This window comes from Dehalococcoidia bacterium (genome assembly GCA_035310145.1).
GTDB lineage: Bacteria > Chloroflexota > Dehalococcoidia > CAUJGQ01 > CAUJGQ01 > CALFMN01.
Genome location: DATGEL010000073.1, coordinates 1 through 24,457 on the forward strand (window position 1 = coordinate 1; position 24,457 = coordinate 24,457).

Annotated in this window: 26 protein-coding genes and 1 riboswitch; of the genes, 10 read left to right on the forward strand and 16 right to left on the reverse strand. The window is 70.1% G+C overall.

Going from position 1 to position 24,457, the window contains the following annotated elements; all coding sequences use genetic code 11:
* Window positions 1-188 precede the first annotated feature (188 nt).
* The gene (moaA, locus tag VKV26_13675; protein ID HLZ70946.1) at window positions 189-1,196 is read left to right on the forward strand and encodes a GTP 3',8-cyclase MoaA; all 1,008 of its coding nucleotides are present in this window, start codon (window positions 189-191) and stop codon (window positions 1,194-1,196) included.
* 27 nt (window positions 1,197-1,223) lie between these two features.
* Here moaA and paaD read toward each other — a convergent pair whose 3' ends face one another.
* From paaD to VKV26_13700, 5 genes are all read right to left on the reverse strand, one after another.
* Window positions 1,224-1,721, reverse strand: coding sequence for a 1,2-phenylacetyl-CoA epoxidase subunit PaaD (paaD, locus tag VKV26_13680; GenBank protein HLZ70947.1), 498 nt, complete (start codon window positions 1,719-1,721; stop codon window positions 1,224-1,226).
* 36 nt (window positions 1,722-1,757) lie between these two features.
* The gene (gene paaC / locus VKV26_13685; protein ID HLZ70948.1) at window positions 1,758-2,564 is read right to left on the reverse strand and encodes a 1,2-phenylacetyl-CoA epoxidase subunit PaaC; all 807 of its coding nucleotides are present in this window, start codon (window positions 2,562-2,564) and stop codon (window positions 1,758-1,760) included.
* The gene (locus tag VKV26_13690) at window positions 2,561-2,869 is read right to left on the reverse strand and encodes a phenylacetic acid degradation protein PaaB (protein HLZ70949.1); all 309 of its coding nucleotides are present in this window, start codon (window positions 2,867-2,869) and stop codon (window positions 2,561-2,563) included. The genes paaC and VKV26_13690 overlap by 4 nt, the downstream gene beginning before the upstream one ends.
* Window positions 2,870-2,891: 22 nt before the next feature.
* Complete coding sequence (paaA, locus tag VKV26_13695) at window positions 2,892-3,827, reverse strand: 1,2-phenylacetyl-CoA epoxidase subunit PaaA (protein ID HLZ70950.1); 936 nt, start codon at window positions 3,825-3,827, stop codon at window positions 2,892-2,894.
* A gap of 103 nt (window positions 3,828-3,930) precedes the next feature.
* Entirely contained in the window at window positions 3,931-4,776 is an 846-nt protein-coding gene (locus tag VKV26_13700; protein ID HLZ70951.1) for a phosphatase PAP2 family protein, read from the reverse strand.
* Window positions 4,777-4,922: 146 nt separating this feature from the next.
* On the opposite strand from VKV26_13700, the gene VKV26_13705 reads away from it, so the two are divergent.
* Both VKV26_13705 and VKV26_13710 read left to right on the forward strand, forming a co-directional pair.
* Window positions 4,923-6,797 carry a CocE/NonD family hydrolase gene (locus VKV26_13705; protein ID HLZ70952.1) on the forward strand — a complete coding sequence of 625 codons (1,875 nt, stop codon included), beginning with the start codon at window positions 4,923-4,925 and terminating at the stop codon, window positions 6,795-6,797.
* Window positions 6,794-7,438 (forward strand): alpha/beta family hydrolase, encoded by a 645-nt coding sequence (locus VKV26_13710; protein ID HLZ70953.1) that lies wholly within the window; start codon window positions 6,794-6,796, stop codon window positions 7,436-7,438. Before VKV26_13705 ends, VKV26_13710 begins: the two co-directional genes overlap by 4 nt.
* Before the next feature lie 8 nt (window positions 7,439-7,446).
* On the opposite strand, the gene VKV26_13715 is transcribed toward VKV26_13710, so the two are convergent.
* Together VKV26_13715 and VKV26_13720 are read right to left on the reverse strand one after the other, a co-directional pair.
* A complete protein-coding gene (locus VKV26_13715; GenBank protein ID HLZ70954.1) occupies window positions 7,447-7,911 on the reverse strand; it encodes a GNAT family N-acetyltransferase in 465 nt (154 codons plus the stop codon).
* A 23-nt stretch (window positions 7,912-7,934) separates the two neighbouring features.
* Entirely contained in the window at window positions 7,935-8,693 is a 759-nt protein-coding gene (locus VKV26_13720; protein HLZ70955.1) for an SDR family oxidoreductase, read from the reverse strand.
* Window positions 8,694-8,854: 161 nt separating this feature from the next.
* On the opposite strand from VKV26_13720, the gene VKV26_13725 reads away from it, so the two are divergent.
* The 4 genes from VKV26_13725 to VKV26_13740 all read left to right on the forward strand — a co-directional run bounded on the left by VKV26_13725 (window position 8,855) and on the right by VKV26_13740 (window position 11,809).
* Window positions 8,855-9,547 (forward strand): class II aldolase/adducin family protein, encoded by a 693-nt coding sequence (locus VKV26_13725; GenBank protein HLZ70956.1) that lies wholly within the window; start codon window positions 8,855-8,857, stop codon window positions 9,545-9,547.
* Between the two features lie 39 nt (window positions 9,548-9,586).
* Window positions 9,587-10,048, forward strand: coding sequence for a MaoC family dehydratase N-terminal domain-containing protein (locus VKV26_13730; GenBank protein HLZ70957.1), 462 nt, complete (start codon window positions 9,587-9,589; stop codon window positions 10,046-10,048).
* The gene (locus VKV26_13735) at window positions 10,045-10,476 is read left to right on the forward strand and encodes a hypothetical protein (protein ID HLZ70958.1); all 432 of its coding nucleotides are present in this window, start codon (window positions 10,045-10,047) and stop codon (window positions 10,474-10,476) included. The genes VKV26_13730 and VKV26_13735 overlap by 4 nt, the downstream gene beginning before the upstream one ends.
* A gap of 136 nt (window positions 10,477-10,612) precedes the next feature.
* Entirely contained in the window at window positions 10,613-11,809 is a 1,197-nt protein-coding gene (locus VKV26_13740) for an NAD(P)/FAD-dependent oxidoreductase (protein HLZ70959.1), read from the forward strand.
* Window positions 11,810-11,815: 6 nt separating this feature from the next.
* Here VKV26_13740 and VKV26_13745 read toward each other — a convergent pair whose 3' ends face one another.
* Both VKV26_13745 and thrB read right to left on the reverse strand, forming a co-directional pair.
* Window positions 11,816-13,048, reverse strand: a complete 1,233-nt coding sequence (locus VKV26_13745) for an aspartate kinase (protein HLZ70960.1) — start codon at window positions 13,046-13,048, stop codon at window positions 11,816-11,818.
* On the reverse strand, window positions 13,045-13,974 hold the full coding sequence (thrB, locus tag VKV26_13750; protein ID HLZ70961.1) for a homoserine kinase: 930 nt from the start codon (window positions 13,972-13,974) through the stop codon (window positions 13,045-13,047). Before thrB ends, VKV26_13745 begins: the two co-directional genes overlap by 4 nt.
* A gap of 283 nt (window positions 13,975-14,257) precedes the next feature.
* Here thrB and VKV26_13755 point away from each other — a divergent pair, with 283 nt between their 5' ends.
* Window positions 14,258-14,764, forward strand: a complete 507-nt coding sequence (locus tag VKV26_13755) for a hypothetical protein (GenBank protein HLZ70962.1) — start codon at window positions 14,258-14,260, stop codon at window positions 14,762-14,764.
* A gap of 89 nt (window positions 14,765-14,853) precedes the next feature.
* Here VKV26_13755 and VKV26_13760 read toward each other — a convergent pair whose 3' ends face one another.
* From VKV26_13760 to mtnA, 7 genes are all read right to left on the reverse strand, one after another.
* Window positions 14,854-15,786 (reverse strand): aminoglycoside phosphotransferase family protein, encoded by a 933-nt coding sequence (locus VKV26_13760; protein ID HLZ70963.1) that lies wholly within the window; start codon window positions 15,784-15,786, stop codon window positions 14,854-14,856.
* Between the two features lie 33 nt (window positions 15,787-15,819).
* Window positions 15,820-17,046: a methionine adenosyltransferase gene (gene metK, locus VKV26_13765; GenBank protein ID HLZ70964.1), complete on the reverse strand. Its 1,227-nt coding sequence runs from the start codon at window positions 17,044-17,046 to the stop codon at window positions 15,820-15,822.
* Window positions 17,047-17,130: 84 nt separating this feature from the next.
* On the reverse strand, window positions 17,131-18,405 hold the full coding sequence (ahcY, locus tag VKV26_13770; GenBank protein ID HLZ70965.1) for an adenosylhomocysteinase: 1,275 nt from the start codon (window positions 18,403-18,405) through the stop codon (window positions 17,131-17,133).
* Between the two features lie 113 nt (window positions 18,406-18,518).
* The gene (locus tag VKV26_13775) at window positions 18,519-19,439 is read right to left on the reverse strand and encodes a GNAT family N-acetyltransferase (protein ID HLZ70966.1); all 921 of its coding nucleotides are present in this window, start codon (window positions 19,437-19,439) and stop codon (window positions 18,519-18,521) included.
* Window positions 19,440-19,441: 2 nt separating this feature from the next.
* Window positions 19,442-20,350 carry a PfkB family carbohydrate kinase gene (locus tag VKV26_13780; protein HLZ70967.1) on the reverse strand — a complete coding sequence of 303 codons (909 nt, stop codon included), beginning with the start codon at window positions 20,348-20,350 and terminating at the stop codon, window positions 19,442-19,444.
* Window positions 20,347-21,252 carry an S-methyl-5'-thioadenosine phosphorylase gene (gene mtnP / locus VKV26_13785; protein HLZ70968.1) on the reverse strand — a complete coding sequence of 302 codons (906 nt, stop codon included), beginning with the start codon at window positions 21,250-21,252 and terminating at the stop codon, window positions 20,347-20,349. Before mtnP ends, VKV26_13780 begins: the two co-directional genes overlap by 4 nt.
* Window positions 21,253-22,338 (reverse strand): S-methyl-5-thioribose-1-phosphate isomerase, encoded by a 1,086-nt coding sequence (mtnA, locus tag VKV26_13790; protein ID HLZ70969.1) that lies wholly within the window; start codon window positions 22,336-22,338, stop codon window positions 21,253-21,255.
* A 123-nt stretch (window positions 22,339-22,461) separates the two neighbouring features.
* Window positions 22,462-22,588: riboswitch (SAM riboswitch) on the reverse strand.
* A gap of 150 nt (window positions 22,589-22,738) precedes the next feature.
* Between mtnA and VKV26_13795 the strand changes: the two genes are divergently transcribed.
* A complete protein-coding gene (locus tag VKV26_13795; protein HLZ70970.1) occupies window positions 22,739-23,635 on the forward strand; it encodes a tetrahydrofolate dehydrogenase/cyclohydrolase catalytic domain-containing protein in 897 nt (298 codons plus the stop codon).
* A 3-nt stretch (window positions 23,636-23,638) separates the two neighbouring features.
* A complete protein-coding gene (gene nfi / locus VKV26_13800) occupies window positions 23,639-24,319 on the forward strand; it encodes a deoxyribonuclease V (protein HLZ70971.1) in 681 nt (226 codons plus the stop codon).
* Window positions 24,320-24,457: the final 138 nt, after the last annotated feature.

A 24,457-nucleotide genomic window follows, 5' to 3' on the forward strand; every position in this document is an offset into this window, starting at 1 on the left:
GTCATCGGCCCCTTCCTGCGCGACCGACCGTCCTCACTACGGTCGGTCGCTCTGTTTTCCTCGTTACCCTACTGCATCGCCACGCCTCGCCTCCGTCTCATCCCTGCACCGTGCTTCCACAACTTCTGGGCACACCCCGCCACGGCCACAGTCTGCGCTACAGCGATCTACGCTACAATGATGACGTGATGCTCACCGACACCTTGCACCGACCCCTGCGCGATCTGCGCATTTCGGTCACCGACCGCTGCAACTTCCGCTGCACCTACTGCATGCCGCGGGAGGTGTTCGGCGCGGATTTCCAGTTCCTGCCGCGCGCCGATCTGTTGAGCTTTGAGGAGATCGCCAGGCTCGCGGGCGTATTCGCCCGCGGCGGTGTGCGCAAGCTGCGGCTTACGGGCGGCGAACCGCTGCTGAGACGCGATCTGGAGACGCTCGTCAGTCTGCTGGCGAAGGTCCCGGGCATCGCGGACATCGCACTCACAACCAATGGCTCGCTGCTCAGCCCCGAGAAGGCGCGGGCGTTGCACGCCGCCGGCCTCGGCCGAGTGACCGTGAGCCTCGACTCGCTGGATGATGCTGTGTTCGAGGCGATGAACGACGTCGGCTTCCCAGTGGCCCGCGTGCTGGAGGCGATGGACGCGGCCGACGCTGTGGGACTCGGACCGGTCAAGGTGGACATGGTCGTGCGGCGCGGCGCCAACGACCCCTCCATCGTGCCGATGGCCGAGCGCTTCCGCGGCAGCGGGCGCATCCTGCGCTTCATCGAGTACATGGACGTGGGCAACTCAAACGGCTGGCGCATGGACGACGTCGTGCCCGCGGCCGAGATCCTCGACCGCGTGAACGAACGCTGGCCGCTCGAGCTGATTCCACCGAACTACGCGGGCGAGGTGGCAACGCGCTACCGTTACGTCGACGGCGGCGGCGAGATCGGCGTGATCGCCTCCGTGACGCAGCCGTTCTGCGGCGCCTGCACGCGCGGCCGGCTTTCCGCGGACGGGCGGCTCTACACCTGCCTGTTCGGCGTGCTGGGCCACGACTTCCGCGGCCCGCTGCGCGCCGGCGCCAGCGACGAGGAGCTCACTGACCTGCTCGGCCGGATCTGGGGCAGCCGCCGCGACCGCTACTCGGAGCTGCGCTCGGAGCAGACGCTGCCGCTGCGCAAGGTCGAGATGTCGCACATCGGCGGCTGAGCCGCGCGGGCTGGCAGACGTGGGCGCTCAGATCGCCTTGAACTGCTCGAATGGCTGGCGGCAGGCGCGGCAGTAGTGGATGGCGCGGCAGGGCGTCGGCCCGAAGGGCGACTCCAGCCGCGTACTGCGCCCGCCGCAGTGCGGGCACGGCGAGACCGGCCAGTCCATCAGTTGCAACGGCAGCGGCGTGGGCGGCGCGATCCCGGCTGCTCTCAGCTTCTCGCGGCCCTCTGGCGTGATGCGCTCAGAGGTCCATGCTTCGTCTCGCACAGTCGAGACGCGCACCGAGCCGCAGGCCGCCAGGGCGTCTTCGATCGCGTCACGGATCAGGTCGAGCGCCGGACAGCCGAGGAAGGTCGGCATCAGCTCCACGGTGACTTCATCGGCCGCCAGCGCCACGCGGCGAATCATGCCGAGGTCGACCACCGAGAGGGCGGGCAGCTCCGGATCGGGCACGTCGCGCAGCCGCTGCCAAATCTGCTCCTCGGCGCTGCGGACGCTCAGGTCTCGATCGTCTGCCGGCATGGACGCTCACTCTGCCTCTCCGCGCCGCCGCCGCCGTCACCAGGTCGCGGCCGGGTCCAGGCGGTAGACGCTGGTCATGTCGTCCCACTGCTGCAGCCACTCGGGGCCATGCTCGCCGCGCCGCCCGCCCAGGGCGGAACGCGCAAGCGGGGCAAGGCCGTCGGCGGGCACGGCGATCCCGTGCCGAGCCAGCTCTGCCCCGACCTGATCCGACCAGCGCGAGCGCAAGGTCTCGCCGGACGCGCCGAGGAGACCCTCGGCAACGAGCAGCGCCTCGCCGACCACCGGTTCGAACAGGCCCGCGACACCGGTGCAGCATTCGGCCAGGGCCGCGCTCAAGCGTCCGCGCGTGGCGGCGCGCTCAGCCAGCCGCGCGATCCAGGTCGAGGTGTGCAGCAGGTGATACTTCTCCTCGCGCTGGACCTTGTCGACGGCCTCGGCAAGCGGCTGCCAGGCGGATGACGCCACGCTCTCGAGCCGCAGCGCGTCGAAGCGGTCGTAGAGATACTGCCGAACGATTGCGAAGGCCCAGCCGCGGTTCGGGCGGTGCTCGCCCGACGGCTCGTAGCGCGGGGCGGCCGCCAGCTCGAGCAGGCGGGCATGCAGGAATTCCTGGGGGCGGCGTGCGCGGTAGTCGATGTTCTGCCCGGTCAGCTCGTGCAGCAGGGCGTAGAACAGGCGCGCATGCCCGATCTCGTCGATGCCGATCGAAGAGAAGGCGAGGTCTTCTTCGAGCATCGGTGCGGCGCCGGTCCACTCGGTGTCGCGGTAGCCGATCACCAGCTCGTCGTCGGCCATGGCGAGCAGGTAGCGTGCCAGCGCGGCCCGCGCTCGCGGCGTCACGCGTCGGCCTCCGCGCCGGCGGCATCGGCCACGCGTGCCTTCAGGCGCCGGCGCTTCTCGACGTTGGCGCGGTAGTAGCGGCCGAGCCGGTAGCGATGGTCGCCGGGTGGGCGCAGCAGGTCGAGGTCGACCTCCTCGTGGATCGCCGTGCGCGGCACGACCCAGAGGCGGAAGGCGTCTTCGCGCCGCGAGAAGCTGTTGCGCGCGTACTGCAGGGCCAGCGCCGCATCAGGCGCCTCAACGCTGCCGGCGTGAATGAACGGCCCGCCGGGATCTTGCTGGCTGAAGACCTCAAAGATCGGCATGGCGCCTCCACGCCGTCACCCGCTAGGCGGCCTCGCCCAGCACCGCCTCACGCAGCCAGGCGCCCTCTTCGTAGCTGAGCCGGCGGAAGGCGAGCCGTTGCGAACTGGCCGGGCCGCCGCCGTTGCCGATCTGGGCGAGCTTCGTCCAGTCCGGCTCGGTGTACTGCCAGCGCCCGCTCTCCGCGTCCTTGCGGCAGGCAGGATCGGGCACGCTCAGCCCGATTTCCCGCATCTGCGGCACGTAGCGGTCGAGGAACTCCTGGCGCAGCTCTTCGTTCGGCTTGGCCTTGATGCGCCAGGCGAGGTCGCCGTCTTTCTCGGGCGGCGTCGGCGGGCCGTGGAACATCATCAGCGGCTCCCACCAGCGGTCGATCGCCTCCTGCAGCATCGCGCGCTGCAGCGGCGTGCCGCCGGCGAGGGTGAGGCAGATGTCTTCGCCGTGCTTCAGGTGCACCGCCTCTTCCCAGCAGATGCGCTTCATGATGCGGGCGTACGGCGCGTAGGAGCAGCGCAGCAGGCCCGACTGGCTGAGAATGGCGGCGCCGTCCACGAGCCAGGAGATCGCGCCAACGTCGCCCCAGCTCTTCGTTGGATAGTGAAAGACGTTGTGGTACTTGCTCTTGCCACCGATCAGGTCGGCAAACATCTGGTCGCGCGGCTTGCCCAGGTCCTCGGCCACGCGGTAGATGAGCTGGGCGTGGCCAACCTCGTCCTGGATCTTGGCGCTCAGGCCCAGCTTGCGCTTGAGCGAGGGCGCCCTGGCGATCCAGTCGCGCTCGGGCAGGGCGCCCATGATCTCGCTGTTGGCGTGCATCTCGATGAAGCGGATCAGCCGCCGGCGGTACTCGTCGGGCATCCAGTCGCTGGCCTCGACCTGCCCGCCGGCCTCGATGTGGGCGCGGAACGCGGCGGTGCGCTCCGCGATCTCGCCCTCTGCTCGCGCAACTGCTGCCGTCATCGTCTTCGCTCCCGCTTGCACGGCGCTGCTTCGATGACATTGTACGCCGTACGCCGCGCCGAACCATGCGTCGTACACCTTGCGAACGGGCGGCGGCCCGCGCTCAGTCGCCGTCGTGCAGGCGAGCGGCTTCCTGGCGAAGAAATGGCGGCGTCAACCGCAGCCACGTGCGCGGTGGTATGCGCTCAAGGCCGAAGGCGGCGGCCAGGCCCGCGAGCGCCACCGCGACACCGGCGATCGCATCGAAGATGAAGTGATTCGCGGTTAGGGTAATGCCGAAGAACATCAGCACCGGCCAGACCACGGCGATGGCAAGGCCGACGCGGTTGCGCAGCGCCAGCGCCACGCCGATGCCGATCAGCAGCACCCAGCCCAGGTGCAGGCTGGGCACGGCGGCGAAGGGATTGACGAACGGCCTGAGCGACTCCGCCTGGTAGCTGACGGCGCTGTACTGGCGCATGGTGTCGTCGAAGCCGTAGTTGGGCACCGGGCCGGAGATGCCGTACTCGTGAAAGCCGGAGGCCGTCATCAGCCGCGGCGGCGCCACCGGATAGACCGCGTACAGGAAGAGCGCAATCAGCGCCGAGACGAGGAAGGCGTTGCGGATGAAGCCGTAGACGGGCCGGTGACGAAAGTAAAGCCACAAGGCGACGACGACGATCGCGGGGCCGTGCAACCAGAAGTAGACGAAGTTCCAGAGGTCGATTTGAAAGCGATCGGCGGCGATCGCGCGCTGCCAGCCCGGCTCCCAGAAGAAGCCGAGCCGCTTCTCCAGGTCCACGATGCCTCCCGCGTGGGCGAAGGCGGCCGCCGGCTCGTCGACCACGTTGCCGCGGACGAGGAAGTAGATCAGCAGGCAGCCGCCGACGATGCCGAATTCGGCAAGTCCGCGGTGTCGCGCCAGCCAGGTGAGTGGGGCGGGGCGCTCCGTTTGAAGGGCGGTCGGCATAGATCCAGTATACAGGCCGCCGAGAAGGACGGAGGTGTCGGCCAGCGGACAGCGGCCGGGCAGCTTCGCCGGCGCGGCGCCGCGCTTGACCGCCGCCCGCCGCCTGCCTACGATCGCGGCGCGCCAGCCGGCTCAGGAGAAGATGCATGACCGCAGGCGAACGCAGCGCAACCGCAGCTCCCCCGCGGCGGGCCGGGAGCTGGCAGCAGTACGACGTGCTGGTCGAACGCGACGTGATGGTCGCGACGCGCGACGGCGTGCGTCTCGCGACCGATCTGTACTATCCCGCGCTGCACGGCGAGCGCGTCGCCGGCGCCTGGCCGGTGATCCTCGAACGCACGCCATACAACAAGCTGCGCAACGACCTGGTCGGCGTGGGCCGTTTCTTCGCGCGGCACGGCTACGCCGCGGTGATCCAGGATGTGCGCGGCCGCTTCGCCTCGGAAGGCGAGTGGTATCCCTTCGCCAACGAGGGCGAGGACGGCGTCGACACGGTGGACTGGATCGCGGCACAGCCCTGGTGTTCCGGTAAGGTCGGCACGATCGGCCTCTCCTACAGCGGCAGCGACCAGACGGCGATCGCCACGCTGGCGCCGGAGGCCCTGGCCGCGCAGTTCGTCAGCGAGGGCATGTCCAACTACCACACCAGCGCCATGCGCCAGGGCGGCGCCATGGAGCTGCGCTTTCTGATCTACGCCTTCCATATGGCGCCCTCGTCGCCGGAGGCGATGCGCGATCCGCAGCTCCGCGCCGCGCTGGAACAGGCCCGCGCCGACGTGCGCACCTGGCTGGGCAAGCTGCCCCTGCGCGAAGGCGCCTCGCCGCTGCGCTTGTTGCCCTCGTACGAGCGCTGGGTGCTGGACGTCTTGCAGCACGGCGACTACGACGACTACTGGCGCGGTCATCGCGGCTACGTGGCCGACGAGTACTACGCCCAGCACAAGGACGTGCCGGTCTGTCTGCTCAGCGGCTGGTACGACTCCTATGCGCGTGCGGTGACGGACAACTACGTCACGCTCAGCCGGCAGAAGCGCGGGCCGGTGCGGCTGATCATGGGGCCATGGGTGCACGGCGTGGCGACGATGGCGCAGTCGTTCAGCGGCAACGTCGATTTCGGCCCGGAGGCGCCGCTGGACGATTACAACGGCCTGCGCCTGCGCTGGTTCGACCGCTGGCTCAAGGACCTCGACAGCGGCGTGGAGGACGAAGCGCCGGTGCGCATCTTTGTGATGGGCGGCGGCAGCGGCCGGCGCAACGCCGAAGGCCGCCTCGACCACGGCGGTTACTGGCGAGACGAGCAGGCGTGGCCGCTCGCCCGCGCCGTGCCGACGCCGTTCTACCTGCACGCCGACGGCTCGCTTTCGACGATCCAACCGAGGGAGTCCCAGGCTTCCACTACCTTTCGCTTCAATCCGCTGGACCCGGCGCCCACGATCGGCGGCAACATTTCGGTTGGCTACGACGTGATGCCCAATGGCGCCTTCGATCAACGCGGCGCGGCGTGGGTGCTCGGCGCGAAAGACACCCTGCCGCTGAGCGCCCGCGGCGACGTGCTCGTCTTCCAGACGGGGCCGCTGGCTGAGCCGGTCGAGGTGACCGGGCCGCTGGAGGTGAAGCTCTGGGTCTCGACCAGCGCGGTGGACACCGACTTCACCGCCAAGCTGCTCGACGTCTACCCGCCCAGCGCCGACTTTCCGGAAGGCTACGCGATGAACATCGGCGACAGCATCGCGCGGCTGCGCTACCGCAACGGGCGCGAGCGCGGCGAGCCGGCGATGCCGGGCGAGGTCTACGCGGTCACCATCGTGCCCTATCCGACGAGCAACGTCTTCGCCGCCGGGCACCGCATCCGACTCGACATCTCCAGCAGCAATTTTCCCCGCTTCGACGTGAACCCCAACACCGGCGAGCCGCTGGGGCGCAATCGCCGCATCGCCATTGCCGACAACACGGTTTACCACGACACGGCGCGGCCTTCGCAGATCGTGCTGCCGATCGTGCCGCCGGCGACCGCCTCGTGAGCGACGAGCGGCTGGCCATCGCGTCGGGCGAGCTGCAGCTTGAGGGCGTGCTGCAGCTGCCGGAGGGCGTGGGTGCGCCAATTGCCGGTGTCGTTGTCTGCCACCCGCACCCGCTCTACGGCGGCGACATGTGGAACGACGTGGTGGAGCAGGTCTGCCGGGAGCTGCAGGCCAGCGGCCTGGCGGCGCTTCGCTTCAACTTCCGCGGCGTCGGCGGCTCGCAGGGTGAGCACGGCGCCGGTGTGGGCGAGCGCGACGACGTCTGGGCGGCACTGGACGTGCTGCGGTCGCGGGCAGAGATCGATTCGGCCCGGCTGGGACTGGCAGGCTACTCGTTCGGCGGCGGCGTGGCCCTGAACGCGGGGCCGGCGGCCGGCGTGAAGGCGCTGGCCGCGATCTCGGCGCCGCCGCGCATGATCGACTTCACGGCCATGCGGGGCTTCGAGATCCCCGTGCTGCTGATCGCCGGCGACCGCGACGAGTTTGCGCCGGCCGACACGCTGCCGCAGCTCGCGATCGCGCTGGGCGCGAAGGCCGAAGTGACCATCGTTCCCGGCGCAGACCACTTCTGGTGGGGGCACGCGCGCGAGCTGCGAAAGGGCGTGGGTGAATTCTTCGCCCGGGCGCTGGCCGCGTCCTGAGTCGGCGTTCAGGCGGAAAGCCGCTTCACCATGAACACGCGGCGGTAGCCTCCGTCGAGGCGCCGATCGACCTCGACGTAGCCGAGATGGGCGTAGAGGCCGAGGTTTTCGGTCATCAGCTCGTTCGTGTAGAGGCGCAGCTCGGGCAGACGCAGACGCCGCGCCTCGGCGTCCGCGAAGTCCAGCAGGCGGCGGCCGTAGCCGCGGCCCTGCGCCTCGGGCTGGACCGCGACGTTCTCGATGAAGAGGTGGTCCGGCTCGGCGATCAGGACGATCAATCCGCGCAGCGCGTTGTCCTCCACCAACACCCAGACATGGCCGGCGGCGATCAGGGCGGCGTAGTCCGCCAGCATCGGCGCCGGGCGCACGCCCATGCGCGGCAGGTACAGCTCATAAGCCGCGGTGACGCAGGCGGCCGCGGCGACCGCGTCGTGCTGCCGCGCCGGGCGAATCGTGACTTCGGCTGCAGGCATGGCGGCGCACTCGAGGTTCGGGCTCAGATATTCGACTTCGACTGGCCGCCGTCGACCACGATCGAGGCGCCGGTCACCCACTCGCCGCGCGGCGAGACGAGGAAGGCAACGACATCGCCCACGGCTTCGGGACGGCCGAAGCGGCCCATGGGGATGTTCTGAGCGACGAACTGCTTCATGCCCTCGGGGTTCGCCTGCGTGGCGCGTTCCCAGCCGCCGCCGGGAAAGATGATCGAACCGGGGGCGAGTGAGAAGACGCGGATGTTGTCCTTCGCCACCTGGTTGGAGAGCGCCTTGGCGTGGCTGGTCATCGCCGCCTTGACGGCGTTGTAGGGCATACCGCCGCCGGCCTCGCGCCCCCAGATCGAGGTGATGTGGCAGATCACGCCCCCTCCGCGCTCACGCATCAGCGGCAGCACGAGCCGCGAGGCGCGCACCGCCGCCATCAGGTTCACGTCGATCGCCCGCTGCCAGGCATCATCGTCGTCGCCCGCCACCGAGCCGCCCGCGTTGTTCACCAGGATATCGACGCCGCCAAATTGCTGCGCGGCCTCGGCCACCACGCGCTCGAGGTCGGCCGAGGCAGTGACGTCGGCCACCACGCCGTGCGCCTTGCCGCCGGCAGCGCGGGCTTCCGCGGTGGCGCCTTCGAGCGCCTCGGCGCCGCGCGCGCAGAGCGTGACGGAGCAGCCCTCGCGCGCCAGCGAAAGCGCGATGGCCTTGCCGATGCCGCGGCTGGAACCGGTCACGATCGCCGACTTGCCGGCCAGTCCGAGATCCATCGTCCACCCCGTTTTCCGCCGCGCTGCCTGCCGGGCGGCCCCAGGCGGAGCTTACCACGCGCTCTGGAGCGGAGGGGGAGAGCGCGTGGTAGCATGGCAGCGCGCCGGCGCCGGCCTGCCGCCGGCCGCCCGTGTTCCCGTGATCAAGTGAGGGCGGTACGATGAGCGACTCTCTGGCGGAACTGAAGCAGCAACTAATCGACACGTGCGAGGCGGTGGTCCGCTCCGGCACGCTTTCCATGTCGGGGCACGGCAACATCAGCCTGCGGCTGCCGGGCAAGCCCGAGTTCCTGTTTACGGCCGGCGGCACCTTGCAGGGGCTGACGCCGGCCGGCATCGCGCGGCTGCGGCTCGACGGTGAGGTGCTCGAAGGCGAGCTGCCGCCCGTGGCGCACGAAGTGGTGCACATGCACACCGTCGTCTACGAGCAGCGGCCGGAGACGGGCTGTGTGATCCACACGCACTCGCCCTTTGCGACGGCCTTCGCCGTGGCCGGGAGGCCGATCCTCTGCTGGAGCGAGGCGGCGGCGCGCTTCGGCATGGAGGAAGGCGTGCCGCTCGCTGCCTACGGCCCACGCGGCTCGCAGGAGTCGGTCAACAACATCCGCGGCGTGATCACGCCGAAGAGCAAGGCGGTGCTGCTCGCCAACCACGGCATCCTTGCTTTCCACGAGCGCAGCGCCGATGCCGTGCGCGTCTGCGTGGCGCTGGAGGAGACGGCGCAGCTCGCGCTCTACGCCAGCGCGCTCGGCGGGCCGCAGCAGATTCCGCCGGAGATGCTGGCGTACACGCAGCAGCGTGTCGCCGAGTTCGCCGCGGCCGGCACCGTGCGCGGCGGCGCGGCGCAGCGATAGCCTGCTCCGTCCAGCAGTTCCCGCGCCAGGATTAGCCAGGTGACCGATCAACGCTCTCTGATCACGGACGACGTGCGCGCCATGATCGGCAGCGAGGCCGCGCCGCGCAGCCTCGTGATCGACCCGATCGTCGGCCGGCGGCTGGCCGAGGCCCTTGGCGAAGCGCCCGACGCGATCGCCGCCGCCGAGTTCGCGCCGGCGTTCTACTTCTCGGCCTTCGAGTCGTTCATTCCGCCCACCGGCATTACCGGCGAACTGGCCAGCGGCGTGCTGGCGGGTGACGAGTGGGAGCAGTTCCGTCCGCTGCGCTGGGGTGAACGGATCGTCAGCAGCGGGCGCATCGCCGACATTTACGAGCGCTTCGGCGGACGACACGGCCAAACGCTCTATCTCCGGTACGAGTGGCGCTTCACCGACGAGCGCGGCGAGCTGGTGGCCGTCTCGCGGCGCATCTTCGCCCGCTACGCCACGAGCGACGGGGACGACGAGGAGGCGCCGTGAGCGACTCGACGCTGCGCCTGAATGACGTGCACGAGGGCGACCGGCTGCCGCCGCTGGAGAAGCGCTTTGAGCTGATCGACGTCGTCAAGTGGTCGGGGGCGACCTGGACCTTTGTGCCGATCTTCTACGACCGCGACCTGGCGCGGGCACAGGGCCTGCCCGATACGCTGATTCCCGGCCCGATGAAGCTGGCGCTCTTTAACCTGTTGCTGCGGCAGTGGGCCGGTCCGCAGGTACGTGTGCGCAACGTCCGTGCGGCCTACCGCCGGCCGGACACGCCCAATCTGCCGCTCGCCTGCCATGGGCTGGTGACGGCGGTGCGGCGGGGCGAGAACGCCGGCGAGGTTGACCTGGAGTTGTGGGTCGAGAACGTGCGCGGCGAGCGCAGCGTCACCGGCGCGGCGACGATCGAGCTGCCTCTGCCCTGATGCGGAAGCGGAGGGTTTTGGCGGCCAGGCGATGGCGTCGCTTTCGCCGGCGCCGCCGGCCGGTCGCGGCCTTGCCCGGAGGGGGAGACCGCGCGTGTCGCTGCCTGCGCGGGGTCCGGCGGGGTTGTGGAGCGAGATGGACGATCGAGCGGACGCCGTGATCGTCGGCGGCAGCGTGGCCGGGGCGGCGACGGCAGCGTTTCTTGCCCGACGCGGCCGGCGGGTGGTCGTGCTCGAGCGTGCCCGCTTCCCACGCGACAAGCCATGCGGCGAAGGGATTATGCCGCACGGCGTGGACGTGCTGGCCGAGCTTGGCCTGGCGCGAGCGCTGCGGGAAGCCGGCGCTCGCGAGGTACATGGCGTGCGCTACACGCTGCCGGACGGGCGCAGCGCGTCGGCCAGTTTCTCGAAGCGGATCGGCGGCTCGCAGGTCGCGCTGGGCCTGCGGCGCCTGGCGCTCGACGAACTGCTGGCGCGGCAGGTTGCGGCCTTGCCTGGCGTTGACTTCGTTCAGGGTGTGCGCGTGTGCGGCCTGCGCCGTGCGCCCGACGCGGTCGTCGCGCTCGGGGACGGCGGGCAGACCTGGCGCGGCCGCGTGCTGGTTGGAGCGGATGGCCTGCATTCGCGCGTACGCGCCTGGCTGGGTTGGGATGGCGGCCGGCGCCGACCACGCCGCTACGGCGTCGTCGGCCATTTCCGCCTGCGCGCCGGCGAGCTGCCGCCGCTGATCGACGTGCTGATCGCGCCTGGCCTTGAGGCCTACCTGACGCCGCTAGACCGCGGTGACGCGCTGGTCGCGCTGCTCGGTGGAGAGTCGTTGATGCGGCGCTTCGCCGGCAGACTGCACGACGCGTTTGCCGCAATCGTGGCCGAACAGCCGGTGCTGGGCGCACGGCTACGCGGCGCCGAGCTGTTGCCCGGCGTGCGGGCGACGGGGCCGTTTGCAGCCCGCGCGCGCCGCGTGGCCGGCAGCCGCGCCCTGTTGGTTGGCGACGCCGCCGGCTTTCTGGACCCGATCACGGGCGAGGGGATGGCCTCGGCGCTGGTGCAGGCACGGGCGGCCGCGGGCGTGATCGACCGCGCCCTGCGCCGCGGCGAGCGTCCGAATCTCAGCGAATTCAGCGACCTGCACCGCTCAATTACGCGCCAGGGCGCCGTCCTCACCTGGCTGGCGCTGGCGCTCTGCGCCTCGCCGGCGCTCAGCAGCCGGGCAATGTGCGGGCTGCAAAGACGGCCGGGGCTGTTCGGCAGACTTCTGGCGATCAACTCGTCTCGCGCCGCATTGAGCAGCCTGACGCCGCGCGACTGGCTGGCGCTGCTGACCGGCATTTGAGCCGGGCTACTCGGCGCTCTCCAGCTCGAAGGCGCGGTGCAGGGCGCGCACCGCGGTCGTCACGTCGTCTTCGCCGATGATGCAGGTGATGCGGATCTCGCTGGTGGTAATGAGCTGGATGTTGATCCCGGCCTCGTAGAGGGTGCGGAACATCAGCGCCGCGTAGCCCGGCGTGTTCTGCATCCCCGTGCCGACGATGCTGATCTTGCCCAGCCGCGTGTCCGAGACGAGGCCGCCGGCGCCGATTTCGCCCGCGACCGGCTGAGTGAGCTGCAGCGCGCGGCGCAGATCGCCCTTGTCGACCGTGAACGTCAGATCGGTGAGGTTTTCCATGCTGGCGTTCTGCACGATCGTGTCGACCGAGATGTGCGCGTCCGCCAGCGGGCCGAAGATCGCGGCGGCGATGCCCGGCCGGTCCGGCACGCCGCGCACCGTGATCTTGGCGACGTCGAGGTCATGCGCGATGCCGCGGACTTTGTTGGTCGGCTCCATCGAGGCGGCTCCGTGAATCAGGGTGCCCGGCTCATCGCTGAAGCTGGAAGCGACGAGGATGGGCAGGTCGTAGAGCTGGCCCAGCTCGACGGCGCGCGGATGCATGATCTGCGCCCCCTGACTGGCCAGTTCCAGCATCTCTTCGTAGCCGATGTCGCGCAGCTTGCGGGCACGCGGCTCCACGCGCGGGTCGGTGGTGTAGACGCCGTCGACGTCGGTGAAGCGTTCGCAGCGCTCGGCTTTGAGCGCCACCGCCAGGGCCACGGCCGTCGTGTCTGAGCCGCCGCGGCCAAGCGTCGTCACGTCCAGCTCGGCCGTTACGCCCTGAAAGCCGGCGATGATCACCACGCGGCCGCGCTCAAGCTCGTCGAGCACGCGGCGCGGGTCAATGTTGAGAATGCGCGCCTTGCTGTGCACCGCGTCGGTCTGAATGCCCGTCTGCAGCCCTGTGAGCGAGACCGCGTCCTGGTTGAGTTCGTGCAACGCCATCGCCAGCAGGGCGCTGCTGGCGATCTCGCCCGTGGAAAGCAGCATGTCCAGCTCGCGGGCGCGGGGATGCGGCGTGATCTGGCGGGCAAGTGCAATCAGGTCGTCGGTCGCGTCGCCCATGGCCGAGACGACGACGACGAGATCGTTGCCCTCGCGCGCCCGCCGGGCCACGCGCTCCGCCACGTTGCGGATGCGTGCCGCATCGGCGACGGAGCTGCCGCCGTACTTCTGCACGATAATCGGCTGCGCGGTGCTCACTCGATCGCCCCGTCATACCCGTCATAGATGATCTCAGCGCCGCGGGTGCGCGGCCGCGTGCAAAGATACCGCCCGGCTGTGCTGTGCCGTGCCGCCGCGCTCACCATCGCCTCTCCGATACGCGTACTGGCGCCGCTGGTGAAGGCCAGCACGGCCGAGCCGCCGCCGGAGAGGTACGCGCCCCAGGCCCCGGCGCCGAGCGCGGCGTCGATCACATCGTAGAGGGCGGGGAAGAAGCGTGAGCGTGCCGACTGGTGCAGTACGTCTTGCGTGGCGACGCGCAGGAGGTCCAGCCGACCGGCGGCCATGGCCGCGACGAGCAGCGTGGCGCGGCCGATGTTATGCACCGCCTCCTGGCGCGAGACGGCGGCCGGCAGATGCTTGCGCGTCTCCGTCGTGGGCATCTCCAACTCGGGGATCAGCAGCACCGCCTCGAGCTCTTGCGGGACCGGCACCTGCACGCGCGTGAGCTCGCCCTCGTCCCAAACGACGACCTGGAAGCCGCCGAACAGCGCGGGCACGACGTTGTCGGCGTGCCCTTCCAGCTCCGCGGCCAGCAACGCGAGCTGATCGACGCCCAACGGCCCGCCGAGCAGGGTGTTGGCGGCGACCACGGCGCCGGCGCGCAGCACGGCGCTGGCGCCCAGGCCGCGGCCGACCGGAATCTCACCCGCATACGCAGCCTGCAGGTTGACGCGCTGCGGCGCATCTGCACGCGAAAAGACGGCACGCGCGGCAGCAAGGGCGATCTGCTCGGCCCGGCTGCTGGGAACCGGTGCGGGGTGGTCGAGCAGGGCGATGGTGACATCGCCGGTCAGGTCAAGCGCGATGCCCATGGCGTCGAAGCCTGGGCCGAGGTTGGCGCTGGTGGCTGGTACGCGTACGGTGACCGAACGGCCGCCGGCCAATCCCCCAACTCCAGCCATCGACGCCGCTTCCTTCGCGCGGGACCACGCGCCGCGGATCGTACCATCGGCGGTATTGACGCTCAAGGCGACGTTGCGCACGCCGGAACTGAAAGCCGATTGTCCGGCGCTCGACCGCCTGAAGCGCTTGATCGCGACGCCCAGGCGCGTTATGACTAGCCACGGCGCGGATTGCACAAAGAACGAATGCTTTCTTGACGCCATGCAAGCAGTCTGATATACGGACAGCAGTGCCCAGGGTTTTCGGGTGCGCACACGAACAGAGAGTCGCAGGAGGAATCGAGTGATCGAATCACGGATCCGCCGCGTCCGGCCGGGACGGCGGGCGCTGGCGCTGTTCGCTAGCGTGGTGCTCGTCGGCGGCCTTGCCGGTGGCATCGCCTCGCACACGGGAACGGCGCACGCGCAGGGCACGCCGACTCCCGCCGCGGGTGGGCCGCCGCCCCCGCCGCCGCCACCACCGCCCGCGGCGCCGTCCGCTCCGCGCGCAACCCCTGCCGCGCCCCCCGCGCCGCCGGCGCCGCCGCGTCCGGCCGCTTCGCCGACGCCGCCGCGTCCTGCAGCGACCGCGAAGCCCCAGGCTCCTGTCGCGCCCGCCGCGCAGAAGCCGCCGGCAGCCGCGCCCGCCGCGCAGAAGCCGGTCGTCGCCGCAGCACCCGTCCTGCCGAACACGGGCACGGGCAGCACCAACCACTCGAGCAGCCCGCTTGCGGCGCTGGCCGCGGTGTTCGGCGGCCTGACGCTGCTCGGCAGTTCCCTGGCACTGCGGCTCTGCAGCCGCAAGGGGTAGTTCGAACCCGCAATTTCACCCGAAGACCGCTGTGAGGGGCCGTGTGTCGCACGGCCCCTCCTCGCGTTCCCAACACCGGAAAGCGACGCTCAAGATCGCCGAGCGGACGATGCCCGGTCGGCCAGCAGCTCGGCACACGCGACTCCCCAGGCCCCGCTCGACGTGCGATCCTCCACCGACCAGCATGCCGAAAGCATCGCCTGCGCGAAGGCCCAGCGGCGGATACGCTCGGCGTCCAGCCCCAACTCCTCGGCGAAGATACCGATCCTTCGCCGCAGCAGCCGACCCGCCGATGGCGTGCGCAAGAGATCGGGCCGCCAGTTGCGTAGAAACGCGCCGGTCTCATACGCGGGCTCGCCGATCACCCCCTTCGGATCGATCGCGAGCCACGGCCGGCGCTCGGCCGCGAGGATGTTGCCGTGGTGCAGGTCGCCGTGCAACAACACGACCGGCGCCATGCTGGCGGCCAGCTCGGCAAAGGTACGCTCGGCCGCGTCGAACAGCCGCGGCGGCAGGGGACCGCTGGAGCCGCCGCACCGCGCCCGGTGGCGACCAAAGCCGCCTCCCCAGTCGATCACGCTGGGGAACGCGTGCGCGTCCGGCGCGGGCCGCCAGAGCTGCCGCATCACCCGCGCGGCGATGCGCGTGGCGGCTTCGTCGTCGGTGAGCGTGTGCAGCGGCGTGCCGGGGCGCAGCCGCTCGATCAGCAGCGCGCCCTCGGCTTCGTCGGCGCCGAGCAGCAGCGCTGCGCCGCGGCCGTGCCAGTGGCGCAGCGCCGCGATCTCGGCGCGCAGCCCCCGTCCCGGAAGGCCAGCCTTGAGGATCGCCTCGGAGCCGTCGGCGCGGCGCACCAGCAGAACGAGGTTGAAGGAGATCTCGCCCGCCGGCTCTCCGACGGTCAAGCCCCAGCGCTCGGCGCAGCGCCGCACGATTTCGGGCAGCCGCTCCAACCAGGCGCGGCCGGACTCGCCGTAGATGCCGATCATCTTCTGGGCGAGCGCTGCGGGCGGCGTCGGGCTCACCGCCGCGTGTTGCGTCGCCGGCGTGCTGGGCCTTCAGGCATGGGCGCCGACCGCGGCGCGCAGATCCTGCGCCTTGTCCGTGCGCTCCCAGGGCAGATCGATGTCGGTGCGGCCAAAATGGCCGTAGGCCGCCGTCTGGCGGTAGATCGGCCGCAGCAGGTCGAGCTTGGCGATGATCGCCGCCGGGCGCAGGTCGAAGTGCTGCTTGACCAGCTCGAGGATCTTGTCCTCGTCGATGCGGTTAGTGCCAAAGGTCTCGATCGCCAGCGAGGTCGGCTCCGCCTTGCCGATCGCGTAACTGACCTGGATCTCGCAGCGTTCCGCCAGTTCGGCTGCGACGACGTTCTTAGCAACGTAGCGCGCCGCGTAGGCGGCCGAACGGTCCACCTTGGACGGATCTTTGCCGGAGAAGGCGCCGCCGCCGTGGCGGGCGATGCCGCCGTAGGTGTCCACGATGATCTTGCGGCCGGTCAAGCCCGCGTCGCCCATCGGCCCGCCGATGGCGAAGTTGCCCGAGGGGTTGACGTAGATCTTGGTGTCGGCGTCAAGCAGATCGGGGCTCACCTCCTCGATCACCGGCCGGATCACCTTTTCGGTGATTTCGCGCTCGATGTAGTCCTGCGGGGTGTTGGGGTCGTGTTGGGTGGAGATCACGACGGCGTCGACGCGGCGTGGTTTGCCGTAGGCGTACTCGATCGTGACCTGCGACTTGCCGTCGGGGCGCAGGAACTGGAGCGTGCCGTCCTTGCGCGCTTCGGTCAGCCTGCGCGTGAGCCGGTGCGCCAGCGCGATCGTAAGCGGCATGTACTCCGGCGTCTCGTTGCAGGCGAAGCCGATCATCATGCCCTGGTCGCCGGCGCCTTGCAGGGCGAACTCGTCGACCTCGCCGGCCTGGCGCCGCGCCTCCAGCGACTTGTTCACGCCACCGGCGATGTCCGGCGACTGACCGTGCAGCGCCACGACCACGCCGCAGGTGTCGGCGTTGAAACCGTACTCGTCGCTGGTGTAGCCGATGTCCGTCACCGTGTCACGTACGATCTTCTGCACATCTACCCAGCCGTCCGTCGTGATCTCGCCCATCACCACGACGAGGCCGGTGGTGGCGGCGGTCTCACAGGCGACGTGTGCCTTCGTGTCTTGCGTCAGGATCGCGTCCAGCACCGCGTCGGAGATCTGGTCGCACATCTTGTCTGGGTGGCCCTCCGTCACCGACTCCGAGGTGAGAAGCAGCGAACGGGCGTTCATGAAGGTGGTGCTCACGCGATTCTCCTTCTGCGAGGTGACTGCGTTTGGTATCGATCCGGGCCACCGCCCGGGTGCGGCGCATCGGCCGCGCCCACGCCGCTACGTCCCCGATTCCCAGGACGTGAGGTACTTCGCCTGCTCCTCGGTGAGCGTGTCGATGCCGATGCCCATCGCCTTGAGCTTGAGGCGAGCGATCTCCTGGTCGATCTCCTTCGGCACAAAGTAAACGCCGGGCTTCAGCTTGCCGGCGTTGAGCACGAGATGTTCGGCGCTGAGCGCATGGTTGGCGAAGCTCATGTCCATCACGCTGGCGGGGTGGCCCTCGGCGGCGGCGAGGTTGATCAGCCGGCCTTCGCCCAGCAAGAACAGCTTGCGGCCGTCGTTGATGCGGTACTCCTGCACGAACTCGCGGATCGGCCGCTGGCCTTCGCTCATCGCCTCCAGCGCGGCGATGTTGATTTCGTCGTTGAAGTGGCCAGAATTCGCCAGGATCGCGCCGTCCTTCATCGTCTCCAGGTGCTGGCGGTCGATCACGTTGATGTCGCCGGTGAGCGTGACGAAGATGTCGCCGATTTTTGCCGCTTCGGCCATCGGCATCACGCGGAAGCCGTCCATCACGGCTTCGAGCGCCCGCACCGGCTCGACTTCCGTCACGACCACGTGGGCGCCGATGCCGCGCGACCGGTCGGCCAGACCACGGCCGCACCAGCCATAGCCGGCGACGACGACCGTCTTGCCGGCGATCAGCACGTTGGTAGCGCGGATGATGCCGTCCAGCGTGCTTTGTCCGGTGCCGTAGCGGTTGTCGAACATGTGCTTGGTGTCGGCGTCGTTGACGGCGAACATGGGGAACTGCAGGGCGCCGGCCTTCTCCATGCTCTGCAGCCGGATCACGCCGGTCGTCGTCTCTTCCGAGCCGCCGATCACGCCGGGGATCAGGTCGCGGCGGTCCTTGTGGATGGCGGCGACCAGGTCGCAGCCGTCGTCCATCGTGATCTGGGGCTGGCGGTCGAGCGCTGCGTGGATGTGCCGGTAGTAGGTCTCGTTGTCCTCGCCCTTGATCGCGAAGGCGGCGATGCCGTACTCGACATTGAGCGCCGCGGCCACGTCGTCCTGCGTGGAGAGCGGGTTGCTGGCGCAGGCGGTGACCTGGGCGCCGCCGTCGCGCAGGGCGATCAGCAGATTGGCAGTCTCGGTGGTGATGTGCAGGCAGGCGGAGATGCGGATGCCGCTGAGCGGCTTCTCTTTGGCGAAGCGCGCACGGATCAGCGCGATCACCGGCATCTCGCGCGCCGCCCATTCGATGCGGCGGATGCCTTCGTTGGCCAGGGCGCGGTCGCGCACGTCGCCCTGGGTCTGGGGTGTGGTGGACATCGCTGCTCCTTCTTTGAGATGAGCCGGCCCTGGAGCCGGATAGGGTGGGTACTGTAGGCAAAATCGCCGCGGCCGGCGCAGAGTTCTCGGGGTCGGCCATCTGACCGAAGCGCCTAAACCTCCACGATCTCGCTGCCGTCCTGGTGCGCGCGCGAGCGCGCCCGCAGCCGGCGCAGGTAGCTGCCCAGCGGAATCAGCTCGCGGCGGGTGATTGCGGCTTCGATCAGTCGGCAGTCGGTGCGGTAGCCGAGCCGCTGGTAGGCGCGCACCGCCGGCGTGTTCGCCGCGTCCACGGTGAGCACCACGTCGCGGCACTGACGCAGCAGAAAGGCGGTGGTCGCGCCGGTGGCGAGCGTGGCGTAGCCGCGGCCGCGCCACAGCGGATGCGTGAAAACGTTGCCGACGACGGCGATGCCCTCTTCCGGCGAGATCACGTGCGTACCGGCCACCGAGACCAGGTGCCCGTCGTCGATCACGCCGAAGTAGCAGCCGGCCGCGATCTGCTGGCCACTGTAATAGGTGGGCGAGCCCTCGGAGTTGTAGAGGCGGTTGACCAGGCGGGAATCGGTCGCGTACATGCGCCGGATCAGTACGCCGCGCGGGGTCGATTGCGGGGCGGAGAAGGTTTGCCCGGTGACCCACATACGCAGCATCGGCTGCTCGGCGGAGAGCTGGTAGAAGCGGCGCACCGTCTCGACGTGGCCGGGCTCGCAGGTGACGTAGTTCTGCCGCGGGCCGGGGTGTATCGAGAGGATCGCCGCCAGCGCCTCGGGCTCGCCCATGGTCAGCAGCGCGGCGCCGAGGCCGCCGCGCGAGAAGACAACCAGCGCGCCGCTGCCCGACTCAAGGCCGATGGCGCGCCAGCAATCGGTCAGCGGGAAGAGGTCCGGGCTGAGCTGGCCAAGGGCATACGCCGCGTAGAGGCGGCGCGGCTCGAGCAGAGCGCGCACGCGCTCGGCCGCGTAGACCGACTCGATGCGGAAGGGCTGCCGCCGTACGTGTTCCGCCGTTCGCAGCCGCGCGCCTTTGACCACCGCTAGATCTCCCCGAAGTAGGTGAAGCGCCGGAACTCGCGGCAGCGCTGCTCGACCTCGGCCCGGGTGAGGCTGCGCAGCCGCTCGACGCCGAAGGCCTGCACGGTGAAGCTGGCCACCGCGCTGCCGTAGATCACCGCTTGCTTGAGCGTGAGCGGCGTGACCGCCTCGGCTTGCGCGATGTAGCCCATGAAGCCGCCGGCGAAGCTGTCGCCGGCGCCGGTGGGGTCGTAGACCTCCTGCAGCGGGTACGCCGGCGCGGCGAAGTAGTCGTCCTCCGTGAAGAGCACGACGCCGTACTCGCCCTTCTTCACCAGCACGCCGCGCGGCCCCAGGCCGAGGATGTGCCGCGCGGCGGCCACCACGCTGCTGGTGCCGGCGAACATGCGCGCTTCGGTTTCGTTGATGCTGACAAAATCGACGCGGCGCATCATCGCCTCCACCGCGTCGCGCTCGGTCTGGATCCAGAGGTTCATCGAGTCCATCATCGTCAGCCGCGGCGCCCGCGCCTGTTCGAGCACGCCGCGCTGCAGGCCGGGATGAATGTTCGCCAGGAAGACGAAGGGCGTCTCGGCGTAGTCGGCCGGCAGCTCGGGTTGAAAGTCGGCGAAGACGTTGAGCTCGGTGGTGAGCGTCTCGGTGGTGTTCAGGTCGTAGTCGTAGCGCCCGGCCCAGAAGAAGGTCTTGCCCGGGACGCGCTGCAGCCCGCCCAGATCCACGCCGCGCTCTGCGAGGAAGTCGTAGGCGTGCTCGGGCATGTCGTCGCCCACAACCGCCACGAGGCGCACGGGCGAGAAGAGGCTGGCCGCGGCCGAGAAGTAGATGCTGGAACCGCCAAGCACATGCTCCGCGCGGCCGAAGGGTGTCTCGATGTCGTCGAAGGCAGCGCTCCCCACCACCAGGATGCTCATCGCGGATCTCCAGCCACGGCCGCCAGACTCGGCGGCGACGCGGGCAGATACTTGCCGAGAATGGGCGCCAGGTCTCGCTTCAGCTGCTCCGGCACCAGCTCGGGCATCGTAATCAAGGCCGTGGCGAGGGCCGAAGAGCAGCCGCAGGCGTCGCGATTCGGCAGCCGTTGCACCGCCGCGCGCACGATCTGCTTGGAGACCTCGACGTTCTTCAAAAGGTTCGCCACGATCATCTCGACCGTGACGTCCTCCTCGCTTTCGTGCCAGACATCGTAGTCGGTGGCGCAGGCGACGGCGGCGTAGCAGATCTCGGCCTCGCGCGCCAGCTTGGCTTCGGGCAGCGCCGTCATGCCGATCAGGCTGGCGCCCCAGGAGCGGTAGAGCTGCGATTCCGCCCGCGTGGAGAAGGCCGGTCCCTCCATCACCACCAGCGTGCCGCCGCGGTGCACACGCGGCCCCGCCTGCTCGGCGCAATCCGCCAGCACGGCCGCGAGCGCGGGGCAGAACGGATCGGCAAAGGAGATGTGGCCGACGAGGCCGTGGCCGAAGAAGCTGCTCTCGCGGCCCCTGGTGCGGTCGATCAGCTGGTCGGGGATCACCAGGTCGAGCGGCGCGATCCGCTCCTGCAGGCTGCCGCAGGCACTGATCGAGATGATGTGTTCGACGCCGAGCGTCTTCAGCGCGAAGATGTTCGCCCTGACCGGCAGCTCGCCCGGCAGCAGACGGTGGCCGACGCCGTGACGCGGCAGAAAGGCGACGCGCTGACTTGCGAGCGTACCAATCACGATCGCGTCGCTGGGCGGGCCGAAGGGCGTGCGCGGCCGCACTTCGCGCAGCTCCTGTAGACCCTCCATCTGGTAGAAGCCGCTGCCGCCGATCACGGCAACACTCGCCTCGGCCATCTATCGCCCTCCCTGCGCGGTGTTCACAGCCTCAGGTCTTGCCGCTTCGGCTGAGCTCGCCGCCTCTGCCAGCCGCGCAAGCTGCTCGGCATAGGGCGCCCGAGCTACGCCGCGATCGGTGATGATCGCGGTCACGAAGCGGGCGGGCGTCACGTCGAAGGCTGGATTACGCACGGCCACGCCCGGCGGCGCCGTCCGCCGTCCGCCGAAGCTGGTCACTTCCTCCGCCGCGCGCTCCTCGATCGGAATCTCGGAACCGCTCGCCACGGCGAGATCGACGGTGCTCCAGGGCGCGGCGACATAAAAGGGGATGCCGTGCTCCTTCGCCAGCACCGCGACCTGGTAGGTGCCGATCTTATTGGCGACGTCGCCGTTGGCGGCGATACGGTCGGCGCCCACGACCACGCAGTCGATCGCGCCGCGGCTCATGAAGTGCCCGGCCATCGTGTCAGCGATCAGGGTCACGGGAATGCCGTCCTGCTGCAGCTCCCAGGCGGTGAGGCGAGCGCCCTGGAGCAGTGGTCGCGTCTCGTCTGCGAAAACCTGGATCTCTTTGCCGGCTTCGACCGCGGCGCGCACGACGCCGAGTGCGGTGCCGTAGCCGGCGGTGGCGAGGGAGCCGGCGTTACAGTGCGTAAGCACCGTCCCCGCCTGCGGCAGCAACTCGGCGCCGAAGCGGCCGAGCCGGCGGCTCGCGGCCAGGTCCTCGGCGTGGATCGCCTGCGCCTCGGCCACCAGCGCCACGACGGCATCGGCAACGCTCTGCGCCGCCGCGGCGACCGCGGCCATGCGGCCCAGCGCCCAGAAGAGGTTGACCGCCGTGGGCCTCGTGGCTGCCAGCGTGTCTCGCGCGGAGGACAGGGCGGCGTCAAAGGCCGGCCGCTTCAGGCCGCGGGCTTCCAGCGCCGCGAGGGCCACGCCGTAGGCGGCGGTTACGCCGATCGCGGGGGCGCCGCGCACCCGCATCTCGCGGATGGCGGCAGCCAGCTGCCGGTAGTCAGCGAAGTCGAGGTAGACCTCCTCGAGCGGCAGGCGCGTCTGGTCGAGCAGTCGCACGCGATCTCCTGCCCAGGCCACCGTTTCCATGCCAACCCTCGTAGGCGCGGCGCAGCACAGCTCGAGTCGCCGCACCGCCGCCAACCGCAACGCGCTTCGCTCGGGGCAACAAAAATGGAGGCACGCGTGAGCAGCCTCCAACCAGTCCGCACACTCTCATCTTCCTCCGCGCGGCGCCGTCGCGCCGCCGTACGGAGTCGGAATTAGCACCGCTGCCCGCGGTTGCGGGCTCGGTTGCCGGGCTTCGCAGGGCCAGTCCCTCGACCACTCTGGATAAGAGCGAAGATCGTATGCGGTTGGTAAGCGCGGGCGGCGTCTGCGCAGGATCGTACGATTCACCAGCCGTTGGTGTCAACGCCGGGGCGCGGTGCGGCGCCGCGGCGGCTTCCGCGGATGATACCCTGTGCGGGCGTACTGCTGGGGGCGGATAGTGCCGGCCACGGCGCGACTGATCGACGGTGCGGCGATCGCGGCGCAGCTGCGCGAAGAGCTGAGCGGCCGCATTGGCGCGCTGCGGGCGCGGGGAGTGGCGCCGGGCCTCGCCGTGATCCTCGCCGGCGACAACCCCGCCTCGATCTCCTACGTGCGCGGCAAGACTCGGGCCTGCGCCGAGCTCGGCATCGTGTCAGAGACGCTGCGTCCACCCGCGGCGATCAGCGAAGCGGAGCTTTTGGGGATCGTCGCCGATCTCAACGCCGATGCGCGCTTCCACGGCATTCTCGTGCAGCTTCCCTTGCCGGGCCACCTGGACGAGCACCGCATCACCCGGGCCGTGGCGCCGCACAAGGACGTCGACGGGCTGCACCCGATCAACCTGGGTCTGCTGCTGCGCGGCGAAGGCCGGTTGCTGCCCTGCACGCCGGCGGGGGTGCAGCAACTGCTGCTGCGCAGCGGCCACGACCCCGCCGGCCGCCACGTCGTGATCTGCGGTCGCAGCAACCTCGTCGGCAAGCCGCTGGCGGCGATCCTGCTGCAGAAGGCCGAAGGCGCCAATGCCACGGTCACAATCTGCCACACGGCGACGCCGGACCTGGCGCGCTTTTCGCGCACGGCCGACATCCTGGTCGCGGCGATGGGGCGGCCGCGCGCGATCACCGCCGATATGGTGCGACCCGGCGCCGTCGTCATCGACGTGGGCACCAACCGCGTGCCCGACCCGTCGCGCAAGAGCGGCTACCACCTGGCAGGCGACGTGGACTTCGACGGCGTGGCCCGCGTGGCGAGCGCGCTCACGCCCGTGCCCGGCGGCGTCGGCCCGATGACGGTGACGATGCTGCTCGCGAACACGGTGCGCGCGGCTGAGACGGCGGCCCTCGGCTATACTTGATGGGTGAAATTGCAAGCGCCGCACGAATGGGACGTCACGCCGGCCGAGGCACGCGCGATCCAGGAACGGCTGCGCGGCTCGGTGGTCGCGGCGGGCGAGCCTGAGCACGTGCGCCTCGTCGCCGGCGTAGACATCTCCGTGGGCGGCGAGGGACAGGACGGACGCGCGGCGGTCGTGGTGCTCAGCTATCCCGGGCTGCGGCCCGTCGAGCAGTCGGTAGTGACGGCGGCGGTGCGTTTCCCGTATGTGCCGGGGCTGCTCTCCTTCCGCGAGATTCCGGTGCTGCTGCCCGCGTTCGCGGCGCTGCGGGCCTCGCCGGACCTGGTGGTGGTGGACGGGCAGGGTATGGCCCACCCTCGCCGCTTCGGTTTGGCCTCGCACCTCGGCCTGCTGCTGGGCCTGCCGACGATCGGCTGTGCCAAGTCGCGGCTGACCGGTCACTTCGACCCGCCGGCGCGCGAAGCCGGCGCGGTCAGTCCGCTGCTTGGCGCGGAAGACGAATGCATCGGCGCCGTGGTGCGCACGCGTATGGGCGTAAATCCCGTGTTTGTGTCGGTGGGTCATCTGATCGCGCTCAGCGCGGCCGTTGCCTGGACCTTGCGCCTGGTGCGCGGCCTGCGGCTGCCGGAGCCCACACGGCTCGCGCACCGCGCCGCCGCCGGGGAGCAGGTCGCGCCCACCTGACGCGCGCCGGCCGGTGCAGGCATAGATCGAATCTCAGACGAATCGAGCGGCGCCGTCGTGCGGCACGCGCCTGGAGTGAAACAGCGTGGACGAGCTTCGAACGGACCTGGCGGGCCTGCTGGCCCGCATCGACACGAT